This window comes from uncultured Corynebacterium sp. (assembly GCF_902782855.1).
GTDB lineage: Bacteria > Actinomycetota > Actinomycetes > Mycobacteriales > Mycobacteriaceae > Corynebacterium.
On the sequence record NZ_CACZOO010000250.1, the window covers coordinates 1 to 15,943 of the forward strand.

At 68.1% G+C, this 15,943-nt stretch carries 12 protein-coding genes, 1 tRNA gene and 1 pseudogene; 4 read left to right on the plus strand and 10 right to left on the minus strand.

What is annotated here, in order from left to right; translation table 11 throughout:
• Positions 1 to 316 (minus strand): annotated as a pseudogene (locus QZV72_RS10175) (ABC transporter permease); the annotation flags it as partial.
• A 202-nt stretch (positions 317 to 518) separates the two neighbouring features.
• Positions 519 to 3,326, minus strand: coding sequence for a UvrD-helicase domain-containing protein (locus QZV72_RS10180; protein ID WP_297008134.1), 2,808 nt, complete (start codon positions 3,324 to 3,326; stop codon positions 519 to 521).
• 89 nt (positions 3,327 to 3,415) lie between these two features.
• Here QZV72_RS10180 and QZV72_RS10185 point away from each other — a divergent pair, with 89 nt between their 5' ends.
• Entirely contained in the window at positions 3,416 to 3,739 is a 324-nt protein-coding gene (locus tag QZV72_RS10185; RefSeq protein ID WP_297008137.1) for a chorismate mutase, read from the plus strand.
• A 4-nt stretch (positions 3,740 to 3,743) separates the two neighbouring features.
• On the opposite strand, the gene QZV72_RS10190 is transcribed toward QZV72_RS10185, so the two are convergent.
• The gene (locus QZV72_RS10190) at positions 3,744 to 4,604 is read right to left on the minus strand and encodes a hypothetical protein (protein ID WP_297008138.1); all 861 of its coding nucleotides are present in this window, start codon (positions 4,602 to 4,604) and stop codon (positions 3,744 to 3,746) included.
• Between the two features lie 242 nt (positions 4,605 to 4,846).
• Between QZV72_RS10190 and QZV72_RS10195 the strand changes: the two genes are divergently transcribed.
• Genes QZV72_RS10195 through QZV72_RS10205 form a run of 3 tightly spaced genes read left to right on the plus strand, consistent with a single transcriptional unit; the run spans position 4,847 to position 8,639 of the window.
• Positions 4,847 to 5,641 carry a DeoR/GlpR family DNA-binding transcription regulator gene (locus QZV72_RS10195; protein WP_297008141.1) on the plus strand — a complete coding sequence of 265 codons (795 nt, stop codon included), beginning with the start codon at positions 4,847 to 4,849 and terminating at the stop codon, positions 5,639 to 5,641.
• Complete coding sequence (locus QZV72_RS10200) at positions 5,638 to 6,615, plus strand: 1-phosphofructokinase family hexose kinase (protein WP_297008143.1); 978 nt, start codon at positions 5,638 to 5,640, stop codon at positions 6,613 to 6,615. The genes QZV72_RS10195 and QZV72_RS10200 overlap by 4 nt, the downstream gene beginning before the upstream one ends.
• A complete protein-coding gene (locus QZV72_RS10205) occupies positions 6,612 to 8,639 on the plus strand; it encodes a fructose-specific PTS transporter subunit EIIC (RefSeq protein WP_297008146.1) in 2,028 nt (675 codons plus the stop codon). The genes QZV72_RS10200 and QZV72_RS10205 overlap by 4 nt, the downstream gene beginning before the upstream one ends.
• A 78-nt stretch (positions 8,640 to 8,717) precedes the next feature.
• Here QZV72_RS10205 and QZV72_RS10210 read toward each other — a convergent pair whose 3' ends face one another.
• From QZV72_RS10210 to QZV72_RS10240, 7 genes are all read right to left on the minus strand, one after another.
• Entirely contained in the window at positions 8,718 to 9,518 is an 801-nt protein-coding gene (locus tag QZV72_RS10210) for a class I SAM-dependent methyltransferase (protein WP_297008148.1), read from the minus strand.
• Positions 9,519 to 9,638: 120 nt separating this feature from the next.
• Entirely contained in the window at positions 9,639 to 10,472 is an 834-nt protein-coding gene (locus QZV72_RS10215; protein ID WP_297008151.1) for a helix-turn-helix domain-containing protein, read from the minus strand.
• A complete protein-coding gene (locus QZV72_RS10220; RefSeq protein WP_297008152.1) occupies positions 10,472 to 11,047 on the minus strand; it encodes a type 1 glutamine amidotransferase domain-containing protein in 576 nt (191 codons plus the stop codon). Before QZV72_RS10220 ends, QZV72_RS10215 begins: the two co-directional genes overlap by 1 nt.
• 27 nt (positions 11,048 to 11,074) lie before the next feature.
• On the minus strand, positions 11,075 to 11,932 hold the full coding sequence (locus QZV72_RS10225) for an SDR family oxidoreductase (RefSeq protein ID WP_297008153.1): 858 nt from the start codon (positions 11,930 to 11,932) through the stop codon (positions 11,075 to 11,077).
• A 52-nt stretch (positions 11,933 to 11,984) separates the two neighbouring features.
• Positions 11,985 to 12,395, minus strand: coding sequence for a heme-binding protein (locus QZV72_RS10230; protein WP_297008155.1), 411 nt, complete (start codon positions 12,393 to 12,395; stop codon positions 11,985 to 11,987).
• A 228-nt stretch (positions 12,396 to 12,623) separates the two neighbouring features.
• Positions 12,624 to 12,697, minus strand: a tRNA-Met gene (locus tag QZV72_RS10235).
• Positions 12,698 to 12,853: 156 nt separating this feature from the next.
• On the minus strand, positions 12,854 to 15,889 hold the full coding sequence (locus tag QZV72_RS10240) for a UPF0182 family protein (RefSeq protein ID WP_297008185.1): 3,036 nt from the start codon (positions 15,887 to 15,889) through the stop codon (positions 12,854 to 12,856).
• Positions 15,890 to 15,943 lie beyond the last annotated feature (54 nt).

Consider the following 15,943-nt stretch of genomic DNA (forward strand, 5'->3'; position numbering starts at 1 on the left):
GCATCAGCCGGGCAGAGGTCCACATGCGGAAGCCGACCTGCTCGTTGACCGAATCACCGATCGGGGAGGTCCCCCAGTCCCAGTGCAGGACCACCCCCGTGATCCAGGACCACCACCGCTCCAGCAGCGGCTGGTTCGGGCTGAGGTTCAGCGGTGTGAGGATGTCGTCGATCTGTTCCGCCGACATCGGTGGTCGCCGCCCGATGTAGTTCGATCGGGGATCGAGGAACGTCGCGGCCAGGAACCAGGCGAGATTCGTCGCGATGACTATCACGCCCAGCCAGGTCGCCACGCTCTTCAGGATGTAGCTGAGCATGGGGGGCAGTCTTCCGGAGAGGCTGCGGTGGCCGGCCGGAGCCGGACGACGGTGGTCACCCGTCAACGCACCACAGGTGGGGTTCAGTTGATTCCCCGGAATTTAGCAGCAGAGGTCACATGCGGGTGTCCGGATTCGGTAAATAACTGGTTACCAGTATTTCCGGCCTGTTATCTCCGCCGGATCCGGCAGTGCCGGTCACCTACAGTTTCTCCATCGGGACGCCGCCGATGAGCATGAGCCTGACCGTTCCACTCGCCCCGAAATCGATCGTCGCGGTGGCACGCACACCGGACCCGTCGACGGTCTTCACGGTGCCCAGGCCGTATTTGTCGTGGTTCACCCGGTCACCCACGGCGAGTTCCAGGGGCTTCCCGCCGGACAGCGGGGACGTCGTCTTCCGACGCGTGGGGGACGACGGGTAGGTCTGCCGCGGGCCGTACCCGCTGCCGTTGCCGCCCTGCCCGCCACCGTGTCCACCCCCGAAACTGGTTCCATCAGCATAACGACCTGAGGAGCCCCAGTTTCCGCCCCAGGACGGGGTCGGCTCCTCACGGATCCAGTCGATGAGTTCACCGGGGATCTCGTCGAGGAACCGGGACGGCGGGTTGTTCGACGGGGTGCCCCACGACGACCGGGTCATCGCACGGGAGATGTAGAGCCGCCGGCGGGCACGGGTGATGCCGACATATGCCAGTCGCCGTTCCTCGGACAGCTCAGTCGGGTCCCCCAGGGCGCGCTGGTGCGGGAACTGGCCGTCCTCCCAGCCGGTGAGGAAGACGACCGGGAACTCCAGCCCCTTGGCGGTGTGCAGCGTCATCAGCGTGATGAGCTCCTGCTCTTCACCGGGAATCTGGTCGGCGTCCGCCACGAGACTCACGCGCTCCAGGAACGCCTGGAGGCTGCCGGGTGCCGCCTCACCCTCGGCGAGCACAGCGGCCGCAGCGGCGTCCTCCCCCGCGGCGGACCCCTGCTGCGCGGTGGTCCCGCCCGCGGTGTCCGGCATCGCCTCGTAGGCCGCCAGATTCGCGGCCTCCTGGGAGAACTCGTGGCCGACGGAGACCAGTTCGTGGAGGTTGTCGAGCCGGGAGCCGTCCTGCGGGTCGTTCGACTTCTCCAGTTCGGCGGTGTAGCCGGTGCGGTCGAGGACGTCGCGGATCACCGCGCCGAGATCCGGGATCTCCAGCGAGGTACCGTCGGAAGCCGTGACGACATGCCCGGGCAGTGCCTCGCGCAGCCCGTCCATCAGCTCGAGGAACCCGGCGATGGCATTGCGTCCCCGCGAACTCAGCCCCGGCACCTCACCGGCGGCCGCGGCTCGCAGCCCACCGGCGAAGCTGAGGTCCATATTCTCCGCGTGCACGCTGACCTGGGAAATCGCCCGGTCGCCGATGCCGCGGCGCGGCGTGTTGATGATCCGCCGCAGCCCCATCGTGTCTTCGGGATTGTCGAGAGCCTTGAGGTAGGCCACCACGTCGCGGATCTCCCGGCGCTCGTAGAACCGGGTGCCGCCGACGACCTTGTAGGGCAGCCCGGAACGCACGAGCACGTCCTCGATGACCCGGGAGGAGTTGTTCGTGCGGTACATCACGGCGATGTCGCCGTAGGTGGCGTCCCCGTCGTCGACGAGCTGGTCGATGGTCTGGGCGATGAACCGGGCCTCGTCGTGCTCGTTGTCGGCGACATAGCCGCCGATCAGGGGGCCGTCACCGGAGTCCGTCCACAGCTTCTTCTCCCGGCGCCCCTGGTTGCGGGCGATCACGGCGTTCGCCGCCGACAGGATGTTCTGGGTGGAGCGGTAGTTCTGCTCCAGCAGGATCGTCTCAGCGTGCGGGTAGTCGCGCTCGAACTCCTCGATGTTCCGGATCGTCGCGCCACGGAAGGCGTAGATCGACTGGTCCGCGTCACCGACCACGCACAGCTCACCGGCACCGGGCCCCTCCCCCACCAGGGTCGAGACAAGGACGTACTGGGCGTGGTTCGTGTCCTGGTACTCGTCGACGAGGACGTGGCGGAACCGGCGCCGGTAGTGGTCTGCCACCGCAGGGTTGGCCTGCAGCATCCCGACGACCTCGCCGATGAGGTCGTCGAAGTCCACGGCGTTCGATTCACGCAGCCGTACCTGGTAGTCGCGGTAGACCAGGGCGATCTGCTCACGGTGCCGGTTGCTGTCCTCCTGGGTCTCCTTCAGTGCCTCGGCCGGGCCCTGCAGCTCGTTCTTCCAGTTGGAGATGACGCTGAGCACCGCGCGCGGGGCGAACTCCTTCAGGTCGCAGTCGTGGTCCTTGAGGATCATGGTGATCAGGCGCTTCTGATCGTCCGAGTCGTAGATCGTGAAGTTGGTGTTCAGGCCCTCGATGAGCCGGGCGTTCGCCCGCAGGATCCGGACACACAGGGAGTGGAAGGTGGACAGCCACATCCGCTCGGCGACCGGGCCGACGAGGTCGGTGACGCGCTCGCGCATCTCGGCGGCGGCCTTGTTGGTGAAGGTGATGGCGAGGATCTGCCAGGGCGCGACACCGTGGGCGAGCAGCCAGGCCACCCGGCGGGTGAGCACACTGGTCTTGCCGGACCCCGCGCCGGCGACGATGAGCAACGGTGAGCCGTGGTGGATCACCGCGGCACGCTGGGCCGGATTCAGCCCGGCGAGCAGCTCGTCCTCGCGGGCTGCCGGGCCGTGGGGGCCGCCGGCGCTCAAGGGCGCCGGGGCAGCCGCCCGCCGGGGCTGTCCGGGCCTCCCCGGCGTCCCCGTCGTCCCCCTCGTCCCCGGAGCCGCCGGAGGGTCCGGATACTCCGGCTCCGACGGGAGTTCGGGCAGTGGAGCGAGGTGGATGACCGAGTCCGCGAAATCCGCGGCGAACCCGGCGAGCAGGTCACCCGCATCCTCCGGGGGCAGGTCCTCCTCCGGCGGCGCATCCCACCCGGTGTCCTCCGGCACCGTGCCCGTGAAGGGCTCCTCAGGGAACGGGATCTGCCCGTCGAAGGGGTGGTCGGACATTCCCTGGTTCACTGTGCGTCGCTCCTCGTCGGCTGTGGTTCACGGCCCTGCGGTCGGGTCCCGTCCACCCTACAACCCGGCCCGACGTAGAATCAGCCACCATGAGCGAACCTTCGAAGGGGCCGGAGAACGAGGCCGTGACTTCCCCACTGAGCAGCGGAACCGATGATCCGCTGTCGGACGCCGAGATCCAGGCCTACCGACTGGAGATCAACGAGCTGGACCGGACGATCATCGGGGCCGCCTCCCGCCGCTCCGAGGTCTCCCGGATCATCGGGAAGACCCGCAAGGCGTCCGGCGGCACGAAGCTGGTCTACGCGCGCGAGACCGCGATCCTCAACGAGTACCGGGACGCCCTCGGCCAGGAAGGGGTGGCCATCGCGAACGCCCTGCTGCAGCTCGGGCGCGGCCGGCTCGGACAGTGACCGGTCAGGGCAGCCGGAACCCGGCTCCCACGCCACCGGCGGCATCCATCTCCGCGGAGACCGAGTCCCAGGTGGAGACGAACACGGGGGAATGGACCGGTCCCTGCAGCGGGGTGACGCAGGCCGGCATGGCGGACAGACCGCCGCTGAGGACACCGATCAACCGGTCCCCGGCGTAGACCGGTGCGCCGGAGTCGCCGTGGGCCGCGCACAGGTGGGTGGCCAGGTCATCACCGAGCTGCACGACCGAGGGACCGCAGCTGGTGCCGGTGGTGATACCGGTCTTGCACACGGTGGACGGTGCCGCTCCGCCGAGGGAACTGACGGTGACGGCGTTGTAGGTGTCGGTGACCTGTGCGCTGTCGTTGAGCAGGATGATGCCGTTGTCCTGCGCACCGCCCCGCACGAAGGTGCCGATGACGGTGCCGTCCGGGTCGTCACCGGAACGCACCTCGTCACCGGGCACACCGCAGTGACCCGCGGTGATGGCGACGGCGTTGGCCGCAGCGTCGTATCCGGCGACGGTGGCGGTGCACAGGGACTCACCGACGACCAGCGGGGTCGAGGGGCCGACGAGGACCGTCGGGCGCGCGGCCTCCGCCTCGGCGGGGACGCCGGGCGAGGTGAAGTAGGCGCCGGCCACACGGTGCGGACCAGGTTCACCGGTGACGGTGAGGAGGACGTCCACCGGGTCCACGGTACGGGCTCCGGCGGTCGCCGGGGCGGTGACGAGGGCGCCCACCGCCAGTAGTGCGGACGCGCCGAGGGCGGTTGCCCGGCGGTGCCGCCGCAGATGCGGAGAGACAGCCGTGCTGGGGTGACGGACGGAACCGGGGTGACGGGAGTGACGAGAGAGACGCGGCATGCCACCAACCTACCGTTCCGGACCACCCCCACCCCCTGACCCGGTGACCCGGACCCCTGCTCCACCCCCGAATGGGGAAAGAATTGGCCGAATGTGACTGTTTCTGACCGTTCATGACCATTAGCCCGCAATTCAGCCCCGGAGACCCTTGACTACCCACACATTCCCACAGATAATCACCCCTGAGAGTTTTCCAGCATGGAAGCACCCACCATCCCCGACCGGAACGGACGTGGCACCTGATGTACGCGACACTCCGACAGGACATCATCGCCGAGGAAGTCAACGCGCACGGTGCCATGACCGTCACCGAACTCGCCGAAAGGCACGGGGTCTCCGCCGAGACCGTCCGACGCGACCTCGATGCCCTGGAGAGGTCCCGACGAGTCGCCCGGGTCCACGGCGGCGCGGTCCCCTGGCTGCAGGGTCGGCGGCACTCCGGAGCGGGCGGCGGCAGCAGTGACACCGAGACCGCCGTCGATGAGCGGCAGCACACCGCCGGCGAGGCGAAATCCCGTATCGCCGCCGCCGCGGCGGAACTCCTGCCGGACACCGGTTCCGTCATCGTCGACTCCGGCACCACCACGGTGCTGCTGGCCGACCCCGTCCTCACCCACCCCGACCTGGCCGTGGTGACGAACTCCCTGCTGCTCGCCCACCGGCTCTCAGCAGCGGACCACCGCCTGCTGCGGATGGTCGGCGGACGCGTCCGCGGCGTCACCCAGGCGGTCGTCGGGGCGGACGCCGTCGCCGATTTCGACCGGTTGCGCGCCGATGTCGCCTTCCTCGGCGCCAACGGCGTCACCGCCGGATTCGGACTGTCCACCCCCGACCCTTCTGAAGGGCAGACCAAATCCGCGATGGTCCGTTCCGCCCGCCGGCGCGTCGCCCTGGTGGACGCCACGAAACTCGGCGAGGAACTGCTGTACTCCTTCGCCCGCCCCGCAGACATCGACATCCTCATCACCGACGCCCCCGACGACCATCCGGTCGTCCGGGAGCTCGCCACCCACGGATTGGACGTGATCCACGCGTGATCATCACCGTCACCCCGAACCCCAGCATCGACCGCACCCGGATCCTCGCCGACCCCCTCGGGGTGGGAGCGGTGAACCGGACCGTCTCCGGGACCGACCAGGCCGGCGGCAAAGGCGTCAATGTCGCCACCGTGCTCCACTCCGCCGGGGAGACCGTCATCTCCGTCGTCCCCGCCCCCGACACCGGCCACTTCGCCGAACTGGTCGCCACCAGCCAGGTCCCCACCAGGTTCGTCCCGGGGTCCGCCCCGGCGCGGACGAACCTCACCCTCGTCGACGCCGACGGGGTGACGACGAAGATCAACGAGCCCGGTAACCCCGGTAACCCCGGGGCACTGCGCACTGTCCTCGGTCGACTGTACGACCGGGCCGGGTGGCTGGTCCTCGCGGGGTCCCTTCCACCGGGATACCCCGACAACTGGTACGCCACAGTGGTCGCCGACGCCCACGCCCACGGCCTGGAGGTCGCGGTGGACACCTCCGGCACCCCACTGACCGCCCTGTTCCTCGCCACGGCGTCCACCCCGGCGGCGACCCCGGACCTCATCAAGCCGAACACCTTCGAGCTCGCCGAGATGCTCGGTCTCTCACCCGACGACGCCGCCGGGATGGAGGACGCCGCAGGACGCGGTGATCTCACAGCGGTGGCCGACGGGGCCGCTGCCCTGGTGGACCGCGGTTTCCCCGCAGTGCTGGTGAGCCTGGGGGCGGCCGGAGCACTGCTCGCCGACGGCGGGGGGTCATGGTTCTGCCCCTGCCCGGCGGTGGAGGCCGTCTCCACAGTCGGCGCCGGGGACTCCACCCTCGCCGGGTACCTGCTCGGTGCGGTACGGGGGCTCGACCCGGCCGGCCGCCTCGCCCTCGCCGTCGCCCACGGCACCGCCGCTGTGGCGCTTCCCGGCACCACCCTCCCGATCCCCGGAGATCTCCCCCACCACCTACCCACCCCCCTACCCACCAGGAGCACCTCATGACCACCCCAGAAGGCACCGCCGACCGCCCGGTGCTCATACCCGAGCTCGTCAGCCTGGACGCCGGCCTGCCCGCCGACAAGGACGCCGTCCTCACCGCCCTCGCCGACCTCCAGGTCGCCGCAGGAAGGGTCAGCGACGCGACGGTCCTGCTCGACGACATCCACGCCCGTGAGGCGCAGGCCGCCACCGGCCTGCCCGGCGGCATCGCCATCCCGCACTGCCGCACCACTGCAGTGGACGCCCCGTCGCTCGGTGTGGCACGGTTGTCACGGCCCACCGATTTCGGGGCCGACGACGGACCCGCTGACCTCGTGTTCATGATCCTGGCACCGGCCGGTGCCGGTAAAGAGCACCTGAAGATCCTCTCCACTTTGGCCCGGTCCCTGGTGAAGAAGGACTATGTCGAGGCCCTTCGCGCCGCGTCCTCGGAAGAGGACCTTGTCGCACTGGTGACCGGGAAGCTCAACGCGAGGAAGAAGAGGGTGGCAGCTCCGGCGACAGGAGTCACGAAGCTCGTCGGCGTGACCTCCTGCCCCACCGGCATCGCCCACACCTACATGGCCGCCGATGCGCTGACCGGAGCCGCCGACAAACGCGACGACGTCGAGATCGTCATCGAGACCCAGGGGTCCTCCGGCACCGACAAACTCACGAAGCGGCAGATCGAGGAAGCGGACGCCGTCATCTTCGCGCACGGTGTCGCCGTCCGTGACATCGGACGCTTCGCCGGCAAGCCCGTCGTGGACGTCCCGGTGAAGAAGGCCATCTCCGATCCCGAGGAGCTGCTCGACCGCGCCATCGAGGCGTCGACCGCGGACACCCCGCGGCGCGTCGCGGCATCCGGAGGTGGCGGGTCCGGTGGAGACGACGACGATGAAGGAGCCCCCGGCTGGGGGTCACGGATCCAGCAGGCCGTGATGACCGGGGTCTCCTACATGGTGCCTTTCGTCGCCGCCGGTGGTCTGCTCATGGCCCTCGGCTTCCTCATCGGCGGGTACAACGTCTCCAATGTCTGGGAGGCGGCCGTCAAGGACTTCTCGCTGTGGAACCTGCCCGACCACCTCGAGTACATGATGGACGGCGGCGAGGAGACGTTCACCTCCGACCGCTCCGGCCTGCTGCTCTACCTCGGAGCCGTCTTCTTCGGCGGTGGAACGGCCGCGATGGGCTTCCTGGTGCCCGCCCTGTCCGGCTACACCGCCTACGCGCTGGCCGGGCGCCCCGGCATCGTCCCCGGCTTCGTCGGCGGCGCGATCTCCCTCACCGTCGGCGCAGGCTTCATCGGTGGTCTGGTCACCGGTATCATCGCCGGGCTCGCGGCAATGTGGATCCAGTCCTACAAGGTGCCTCGCTGGCTGGCGTCCATGATGCCGGTGGTGGTCATCCCGCTGGCGGCCACGCTCATCACCTCCGCCTCCATGTTCCTCGTCCTCGGCCGACCGTTGGCCGCGGTGATGGACGGCCTGCAGCACTGGCTGACCGACATGTCCGACGGCTCCGCCTGGCTGCTGGGCCTCATCCTCGGTCTGATGATGTGCTTCGACCTCGGCGGGCCGGTGAACAAGGCCGCCTACCTCTTCGCCACGGCCGGACTGTCCACCGGTGACGACGCCGCGCTCAAGATCATGGCCGCGGTCATCGCCGCCGGCATGGTGCCGCCGCTCGCCCTGGCACTGGCGACGACGGTGCGCCCGGAACTGTGGACCACGGACGAGCGGGAGAACGGCAAGGCGTCCTGGCTGCTCGGCGCATCCTTCATCTCCGAAGGAGCGATCCCGTTCGCCGCCGCCGACCCACTGCGCATCATCCCCCCGATGATGGTCGGTGGCGCCGTGACCGGTGCGATCTCCATGCAGCTCGGCGCGATGAGCCGCGCCCCGCACGGCGGCTTCTGGGTCGCCCCGCTGATGGACAACGCCTGGGGCTTCGTCCTCGCCGTGGTCGTCGGCACACTCATCGCCGCGGTGGCCGTGGTCATCGTCAAGCAGGTCACCGGGAAGAGGGACGCCGCAGTGACCGTCTGACGCCCGGCTCCCCGACGACCCGGGCATCGGCCGGAACGGCCGGGATGACCTGCGAGGTGCCGCCAACGTGACCGATGGTCAGGACTCCCGCGCGGTGACGAGCAGCACCCGGGCATCCACGGTGAGCCGACCGTCCGAATCCAGCAGCGGCTCCAGCTCAGCACGGGCGTCCGACAACGCCGACTCCCACTGCCCCACCGGCTCAAGGACGCGGCGGATCTGCAGACCCACGTTCCCCGCACAGGCGACCGACAGGCGCTCGGCGGCACCGTCGGTGCCCGCACTGCCGTAGGTGACGGGCTCCACCAGCTCGACGACATGAACACCGGTCCACCCGGCGTCGGTGAGGACACCGGTGATCCTGTCCACGTCCGCCAACCCCCGGGCTCCAGGCCGGTCGGGCACCGGACCGCTCGGCCGCGTCCCGCTGACCCGCTCCGCCCGTATCGCGGCCCGGCGCATCCCCAGATGGAACATGTCATCCTCCCCGCACGGCCAGCAGACGAACGACAGCGTCCCGCCCGGCGCCGTGTGGTGCCGGAGGGTCGTGAATGCGGCGACCGGGTCAGCGAAGAACATCACCCCGAACCGGGAGACAACCCTGTCCGCCGGGGCACCCGGCAACGGGCCGACCTGGGCGTCCACCTCGGTCACAGTCACGCCGGGCACCCGGTCGCGGGCAGCAGCCGCCATCACCGGGTCAAGATCCACGCCGGCGAGCCGGTCGACCGGCACCCCCAGTGCCGCCGCGGTCTCCAGCATGGTTCCTGCACCACAACCGATGTCGAGAACCCGGTGTCCGGGACCCATGTCGGCTGCGGTCACCAGCGCCCGCGTGAAAGGGGCGAAAACCCGGTCGTAGATCCGCTCGTTGCGCACCCACGCCGAGGATTTCGCCGCCCAGTCGGCCCGGCATCAGTCGGGGGAGGCGTGGTGGGAGTGTGCATGTCGGCTTTCCGGTACGGTGTCGGTGGAACTCCCGAGGCTACCCTACCGACGTCACTCGTAGATGACGAGAGACAGGTCCGGGTCGTCCGGCACCGTCACGGTGAAGAAACTGCAGGCACGAACGGTGGACGCAGCGGCGCCGTCCGTAGCACCGAGGTCCACCCGCCAGGTACCGACCCGGTTCGCGTGGGGCACGTAGCGTCCCCAGAGCGTCCGGAACGAAGGCACCCGGAGCATCCCCTGCACCGTCGCCGACAGTTCCGGGGACGCCGCTCCGGTGGCCAGTTTCATGTGCACCAGCCCGATGACCTCCGCAGCCTTCTCCCGCCAGTCGACGTACACACGTCGGCTCACACTCCGGTACTCCGGCGCGAAGAGATACTCCACCAGCGACACCTGCCATGGCGGATCATCCACGTCGGGGAAGAGAATCCTCCGGCTCTCCCCGTCCGGGAGGGTCAGGTCCAGGTCCCGGTCGAGAATGTGACGCATCGTCGCCTCCGGGAAGTGGTCGGCGATCTCGCCGAGAACGGCGCGGGCGCGACGGTTGTCCTCCGACGACGGAACAGCCACCGGCAACGCCCTCTCCCCGAACAGCAGACGGAGATACCGCCTGTCCAGGTCACCGAGCCGCAGGGCGCCCATGATACCGGCGAGCACCGACGGGGACGGGTTGAGCATCCTGCCCTGCTCCAGCTTCACGTAGTAGTCGAGGCTGATCCCGGCAGCCCAGGCGACCTCCTCACGTCGCATCCCGGTCACCCGACGGTCCCCCACAGGATCGAACACCGGGGACGCCGGATCAGGCGTGACCCGACCACGACGGTCTCGCAGCAGCCCGGAGATCGCGTCCTTCCGGTAATTCCTGAGGTCGGGGACGGTCATCAGCCGGTGATTCCCGGTCCCGTGATTTCCGGTCCCGTGATTCGCAGGACGCCGAGCAACTCGCGGTTGAACGCCGGAAGATCATCCGGAGTGCGCGAGGTGATCAGCGGGAAGCCGTTCGCCACGTCGACGACGACCTCGCGGTCCTCCCAGTCCCCGCCGGCGTTGACGATGTCGGTGGCCACACTGACATAGGACGTCAGCGACTTGCCGACCACCAGGTCAGCGTCCACCAGCAGCCACGGACCGTGGCAGATCGCCGCGACGGGCTTACCGGCGGCGGCGAAGTCCGCGACGAGACGGCGGGCGTCACCGTCGATCCGCAGGGCGTCGGCGTTGAGAGTGCCTCCGGGGATGACCAGGGCGTCATAGTCGCCTGCCACAGCCTCAGCCAGGGTGATGTCGCTGTCGACGACCACGCCGGGCAACCGGTCGCCGGTCAGGGTACGGATGCCCCCGGTTCCGGCGGCGGCGACGGTGACCTCCACCCCTGCGTCGCGGAGCGATTCAAGGGGGCGGAGGATCTCGTCGGTCTCCGTGCCGTAGTTCGTCGAGATGATCAGTGCCTTGCTCATGGTTGTCTCCTCACTGCTCCTGAACCACTAGTCCTGCACCGGAGTGTAGGGAGTGATGTCGTATGCGGTCTGCACCGGTACGGGGCGGGTACCGTCATTGACGGTACGGTCCCATTCTCCGTTCATCTGGGCCTTGATGTCCTCGACGGTGTGTGCCGGGAGGACGTGACGGTACATGGTGTCCTCGCCGGTGAGGACGTCGATACTGGTGGCGATGACCTCCTCCGGGTCGAACTGCTCGTGGGGGAAGGCGAGTTCACTGTAGTTGTACAGGCGGGTGGCCGGATCGTCGTTCCAGGACTTCCACTCCTCGAACATCGTGTCGTTGAATCCGGTGAGGAACGGGCCGGGGTTTATCGTCGCGACCTGCACGCCGAACTCGGCGAGTTCCTGGTCGAGGGCGTCGGCGAAGGCCTCGACGGCGTGCTTCGAGCCGGCGTAGGCACCGGTGAACGGGTCGACGGTGAGGCCGGCGACGGAGGACATGAAGACGATCCGGCCGGTGCCCCTGCTCACCATCTGCTTGGCGATGCCCTGGGTCAGCAGGACCGGGCCGAAGACGTTGACCTCGAACTGACGACGGATGACCTCGGCGGGCAGGTCGACGGTCGAGCCGCCCTCAGAGATGCCGGCGTTGTTGAGCAGGACGTCGACGTCCCAGCCGAGCGCCTTGCCGCGGTCGCCCTCGTCGGTGACGTCGAGCTTCTCGACACGCAGGTCGACACCGCGGTCACGGGCGTCGGCGCGCAACGTGTTGACCTGGGCGATGATCTCGACGCCGGCGATGACGTCGTGCCCCTGCCCGGCCAGACGCAGCGCGATCTCCTTTCCGAAACCGCTGCCGGCCCCGGTGATCAGGTAGGTGGTGGACGGGTTGTCAGTCATGGTGATGACCTTTCTGTGGTGGAATGACGTGCCCGGTGGCCGGGACGGTGGGTCAGAGCGCGGCGGCGGCGTCCTCGGCGATGCCGGTGTCCTGTTCGCGGGATCCTCCACTGACACCGACCGCGCCGACGACCTCGCCGTCGACGATGAGGGGGACACCCCCGGCGAAGACGAGGACGCGGCCACCACCACTGAGGGCCATGCCCCAGAACTGGTGGCCGGGACGGCTGTCCTCGGAGAGGTCGCCGGTGGGCGAGCGGAAGAAGACGGAGGTGTGCGCTTTGTCGATCGAGTGGCTGATGCTGCCGAGCTGTGCACCGTCCATACGGACGTGGGCGATGAGGTTGCCGCCGGCATCGGCGACGGCGATGTTGCTGGGGGATCCGATCCGGTCGGACGCCGCGATCCCCGCGTCAATGATCCGTCGGGCGTCGGAGAGGGTCAGTGTGTGCTGTGTCCGCATGGGATCCACTGTGCGTCGTCGTGCACCGGGTCGGCCTGGCCCTGTCAGTACCACCCGGCACCGTACGGCAGGACATGCCGTGGCAGAGGACCCTCGGTATGTGTGCGCGGCAGATATGCCGCTAACCCTATGCTGCGGGGAGGGGTGGTGACCATTAACCCGCCATTGACCCGCATACAGAAGTGCAGGCCACCGGTTTTTGCCGGTGACCTGCACGTTCCTACTTTGTAGCGGGGGCAGGATTCGAACCTACGACCTCTGGGTTATGAGCCCAGCGAGCTACCGAGCTGCTCCACCCCGCGACGGGTAACTGATGAGGACCTAGTCTTTGCGACCCGCTCTCTCAGCGACTCCCATAGTGTAGCGCGGACACCTAACAATGTGAAATCCCCTGGTCACCCGGGAAAACGGGGCGGCCAGGGGATCACCGGGGCCATTCGGCGGCCCCACCGACCCGACTACTTGTCGGCGGCGGCGATGGCGGCGTCCAGAGCATCGAGCGCCTTACCGAACTCCTCGAAGGTGCCGTTCTCCCTGGCCTCCTTCACCGCAGCCATGGCGTCATTGATCCGCTTCATCTGGTCGGCGGTCGGGGCGGCGCCGGTCCCCGAGGGAGCGGACGAACCCGTGGAACCGGAGCTCTGCCTGTCGGCGGAATCCTCCTTCTCCCCGGCCCCCTCCGTACCGGTGGAACCGGTGGAGGCAGTGCTCCCGTCGTCGCCGGCGACCGGGGTCACCGCATCCGCGTCGATACCGACCTGCTGCAGCGCACCGGCGATCGTCGGCGCGTAGCCGACCTGACCGTTGTAGCTGACCAGGACACGCAGCAGCTTCGGGAAAGCGGACTCCTGGTCGGCGCGCTGCGAGTACACCGGCTCGACATAGAGTATCTGACCGTCCCCGACCGGAAGAGTGAGCAGGTTCCCGTTGGTCAGGGTGTTCGTTCCCTGCAGCAGCGTCCGCTCCCGTGCGATCTCGTCCGAGGACATCATCGTGTCCTGCGCCTGCTTCGGGCCCAGTGTCTGGGTGTTGGTCGGCAGCTGACGGACGTAGATCCGGCCGTAGGTCCCGGGATCGGAGCTCACGGACATCTGGGCGGCGAGGAACTCGCGGCGCAGACCGCGGAACGGCGTGATGAGCTGGAAGCTCGACTTGTTCGACAGCGGATCGGTGGCGACCACCTGGTACGGCGGCTGCGCGAGATCCTGGGAGTTCTCCGGACCCGTGGGGTCGGAGGGCACGGACCAGAAAGCGTCGTTGGTGAAGAACACACCCGGGTCATCGACGTGGTACTTCGCGATGAGCTCACGCTGGACCTTGAACAGATCCTCCGGGTAGCGCAGGTGCTGCATGAGATCGTCGCTGATCTCACTCTTGTCCTTGACGGTGCCCGGGAAGACGCCTTCCCATGCCTTGAGCACCGGATCCTTCTCATCGAACTCGTAGAGGTCGACGGAACCGTCATAGGCGTCCACGACGGCCTTCACCGAGTTGCGGATGTAGCTCACTGAGTTGGTCACCGCGTTCTGCTGGGAGGCAGGATCGTTGACCACCGCGTCCTCGGTGGCGGAATCCAGCTGCGTGCGCTCGGCGTACGGCAGGTTCTCCAGGGTCGTGTACCCGTCGACGACCCACTTGATCCGACCGTCGATGACCACCGGGTAGGTCTTCGAGTCGGTGGTCAGCCAGGGGGCGACCTTGTGCACGCGCTGACGCGGGTCCCGGTCGTAGATGATCTTGGAGTCCGCGCCGATGACATCGGAGAGCAGGATGTTCATCTCCTGGTACTTCGCGGCGTACATCGCGCGGTTGAAGATGTTGGAGACGTTCACCCCGCCGGTGCCCTCGTAGGTGTAGCTGGTGTTGTCGGTGTCGTACTCGCGGTCATTGCCGGAGCCGTCGTCGCCGACGATGGCGTAGTCCTCGTCCGGGTTGACGGACCCGGAGATCACCGGGCCGAAGTAGATACGCGGCTGGTCCAGGTCCAGCTTCAGTTCTCCGCCCTGGTTGTCGCTCTTGTGCTGCAGATCGGCCACGGTGTACACCGGGTAGCCACCGCGGGCGGACGCGGCGTCCTGCGCGACCTCGTCGACCTTGTTCGCCGGGGCGGCGATGAAACCGTTGCCGTGGGTGTAGACGGTGTGCTTGTTGATCCAGTCGGTCTGGTTGCCGGACAGCGAATTCGGGTCGATCTCACGCGCCGCGACAACGAAGTCGCGCATCTCACCGCCCACCTTGTAGCGGTCCACGGACAGTTCGTCGGGGAAACCGTAGAAGTTGCGCAGCTGCTGCTGCTGGGTGAAGGTCGGCGACAGCACCTCAGGATCGAGCAGGCGGATGTTCGACAGCGTCGCGTCATCATCGGCGATGGACCGGCGCTCCTTGGCGTCACCCGAGGTTTCACCACCCCAGTCGCGGTCGTAGATGACCTGGCCGTCAGGATTCTCGTAACCCTCCCGGGAAGAGTCCGTCCGCGTCTCGATGCCGTAGGCCTGACGGGTGGACTCGATGTTACGGGCGATGTACTCGCGCTCCTTGTCGGCGCGGTTCGGGTTGACGGAGAACTGCTCCATCACCGCGGGCCAGCCCACGCCGATGGTCAGCGAGGAGACGACCATCAGGACCACGGCCAGCGCCGGCAGGCGGAGATCGCGCAGCACGAGGGTGCCGAAGAACATCACCGCCACGAAGATCGAGACGATGAGCAGCAGGATCTTCGCCGGGAGGACGGCGTTGATGTCCGTGTAGGAACCGCCGGTGAAGGTGGAATGCTCGTTATTGAGCAGACCGTAGCGGTCGAACCAGTAGTCCGCAGCTTTGACCAGCATGAACAGTCCGGCGATGACGGCGAGCTGACGCAGCGCGGGTGCCCCGACGGCGGCCTTGTCACCGGTACGCGGGTTGCCCGTGGTGATGGTGCCGAGCAGGTAGTGGCCCACCAGGTTGATGAGGAAGGCCACGATGACCAGGACGGACAGGGTCGAGAGCACGAACTGCAGCAGTGGCAGGGTGAAAGCGTAGAACCCGAGGTCCTTGTGGAACTGGGGGTCGGTGACACCGAAGTCGCCGCCGGACATGAACAGCCTCACCGTGCGCCAGTTTCCCTGGGCGACCATACCGGCGATGATGCCGGCGATGACCGGGATGATGACGAGGAAGGGCCGCAGTGAACGGCGGATCGCCGGGCGGTGCTCCGCCAGCGGGGAGGACGCCTCCAGACCTGCCAGCGACTCCGGGGACCGGTCCGCGGCACGGTAGGCGGCGAAGGCCGCCCCCCACACGATGGCACCGGCGATCAGCGCGAAGATGACGAAGAGGACGATGCGGGTGATGATCACCCCCCAGTACACCTTCGGCATGTCCACCGACCGGAACCACTGGAGTTCGGTGTAGTTGGACACGATGACCGGGAGCAGGAAGACCAGGACGGCGAGGACGACGGCGATCGTGCCGAGGACCTTAGCCTTACGTCCTGGTTTCGGGAGGTCGGGCAGGGACGGGACTGACGGTAATGACAAGGGTGCGCTCTTCTCCTGGCGGTCGGGCGG

What these genes read in the sequence shown, in the direction of transcription:
- QZV72_RS10185 (WP_297008137.1), top strand. Translation starts at nt 3,416, where the DNA reads ATGAGCGAACCTTCGAAGGGGCCGGAGAACGAGGCCGTGACTTCCCCA.
- QZV72_RS10190 (WP_297008138.1), bottom strand. Translation starts at nt 4,604, where the DNA reads ATGCCGCGTCTCTCTCGTCACTCCCGTCACCCCGGTTCCGTCCGTCAC.
- QZV72_RS10195 (WP_297008141.1), top strand. Translation starts at nt 4,847, where the DNA reads ATGTACGCGACACTCCGACAGGACATCATCGCCGAGGAAGTCAACGCG.
- QZV72_RS10205 (WP_297008146.1), top strand. Translation starts at nt 6,612, where the DNA reads ATGACCACCCCAGAAGGCACCGCCGACCGCCCGGTGCTCATACCCGAG.
- QZV72_RS10215 (WP_297008151.1), bottom strand. Translation starts at nt 10,472, where the DNA reads ATGACCGTCCCCGACCTCAGGAATTACCGGAAGGACGCGATCTCCGGG.
- QZV72_RS10220 (WP_297008152.1), bottom strand. Translation starts at nt 11,047, where the DNA reads ATGAGCAAGGCACTGATCATCTCGACGAACTACGGCACGGAGACCGAC.
- QZV72_RS10225 (WP_297008153.1), bottom strand. Translation starts at nt 11,932, where the DNA reads ATGACTGACAACCCGTCCACCACCTACCTGATCACCGGGGCCGGCAGC.
- QZV72_RS10230 (WP_297008155.1), bottom strand. Translation starts at nt 12,395, where the DNA reads ATGCGGACACAGCACACACTGACCCTCTCCGACGCCCGACGGATCATT.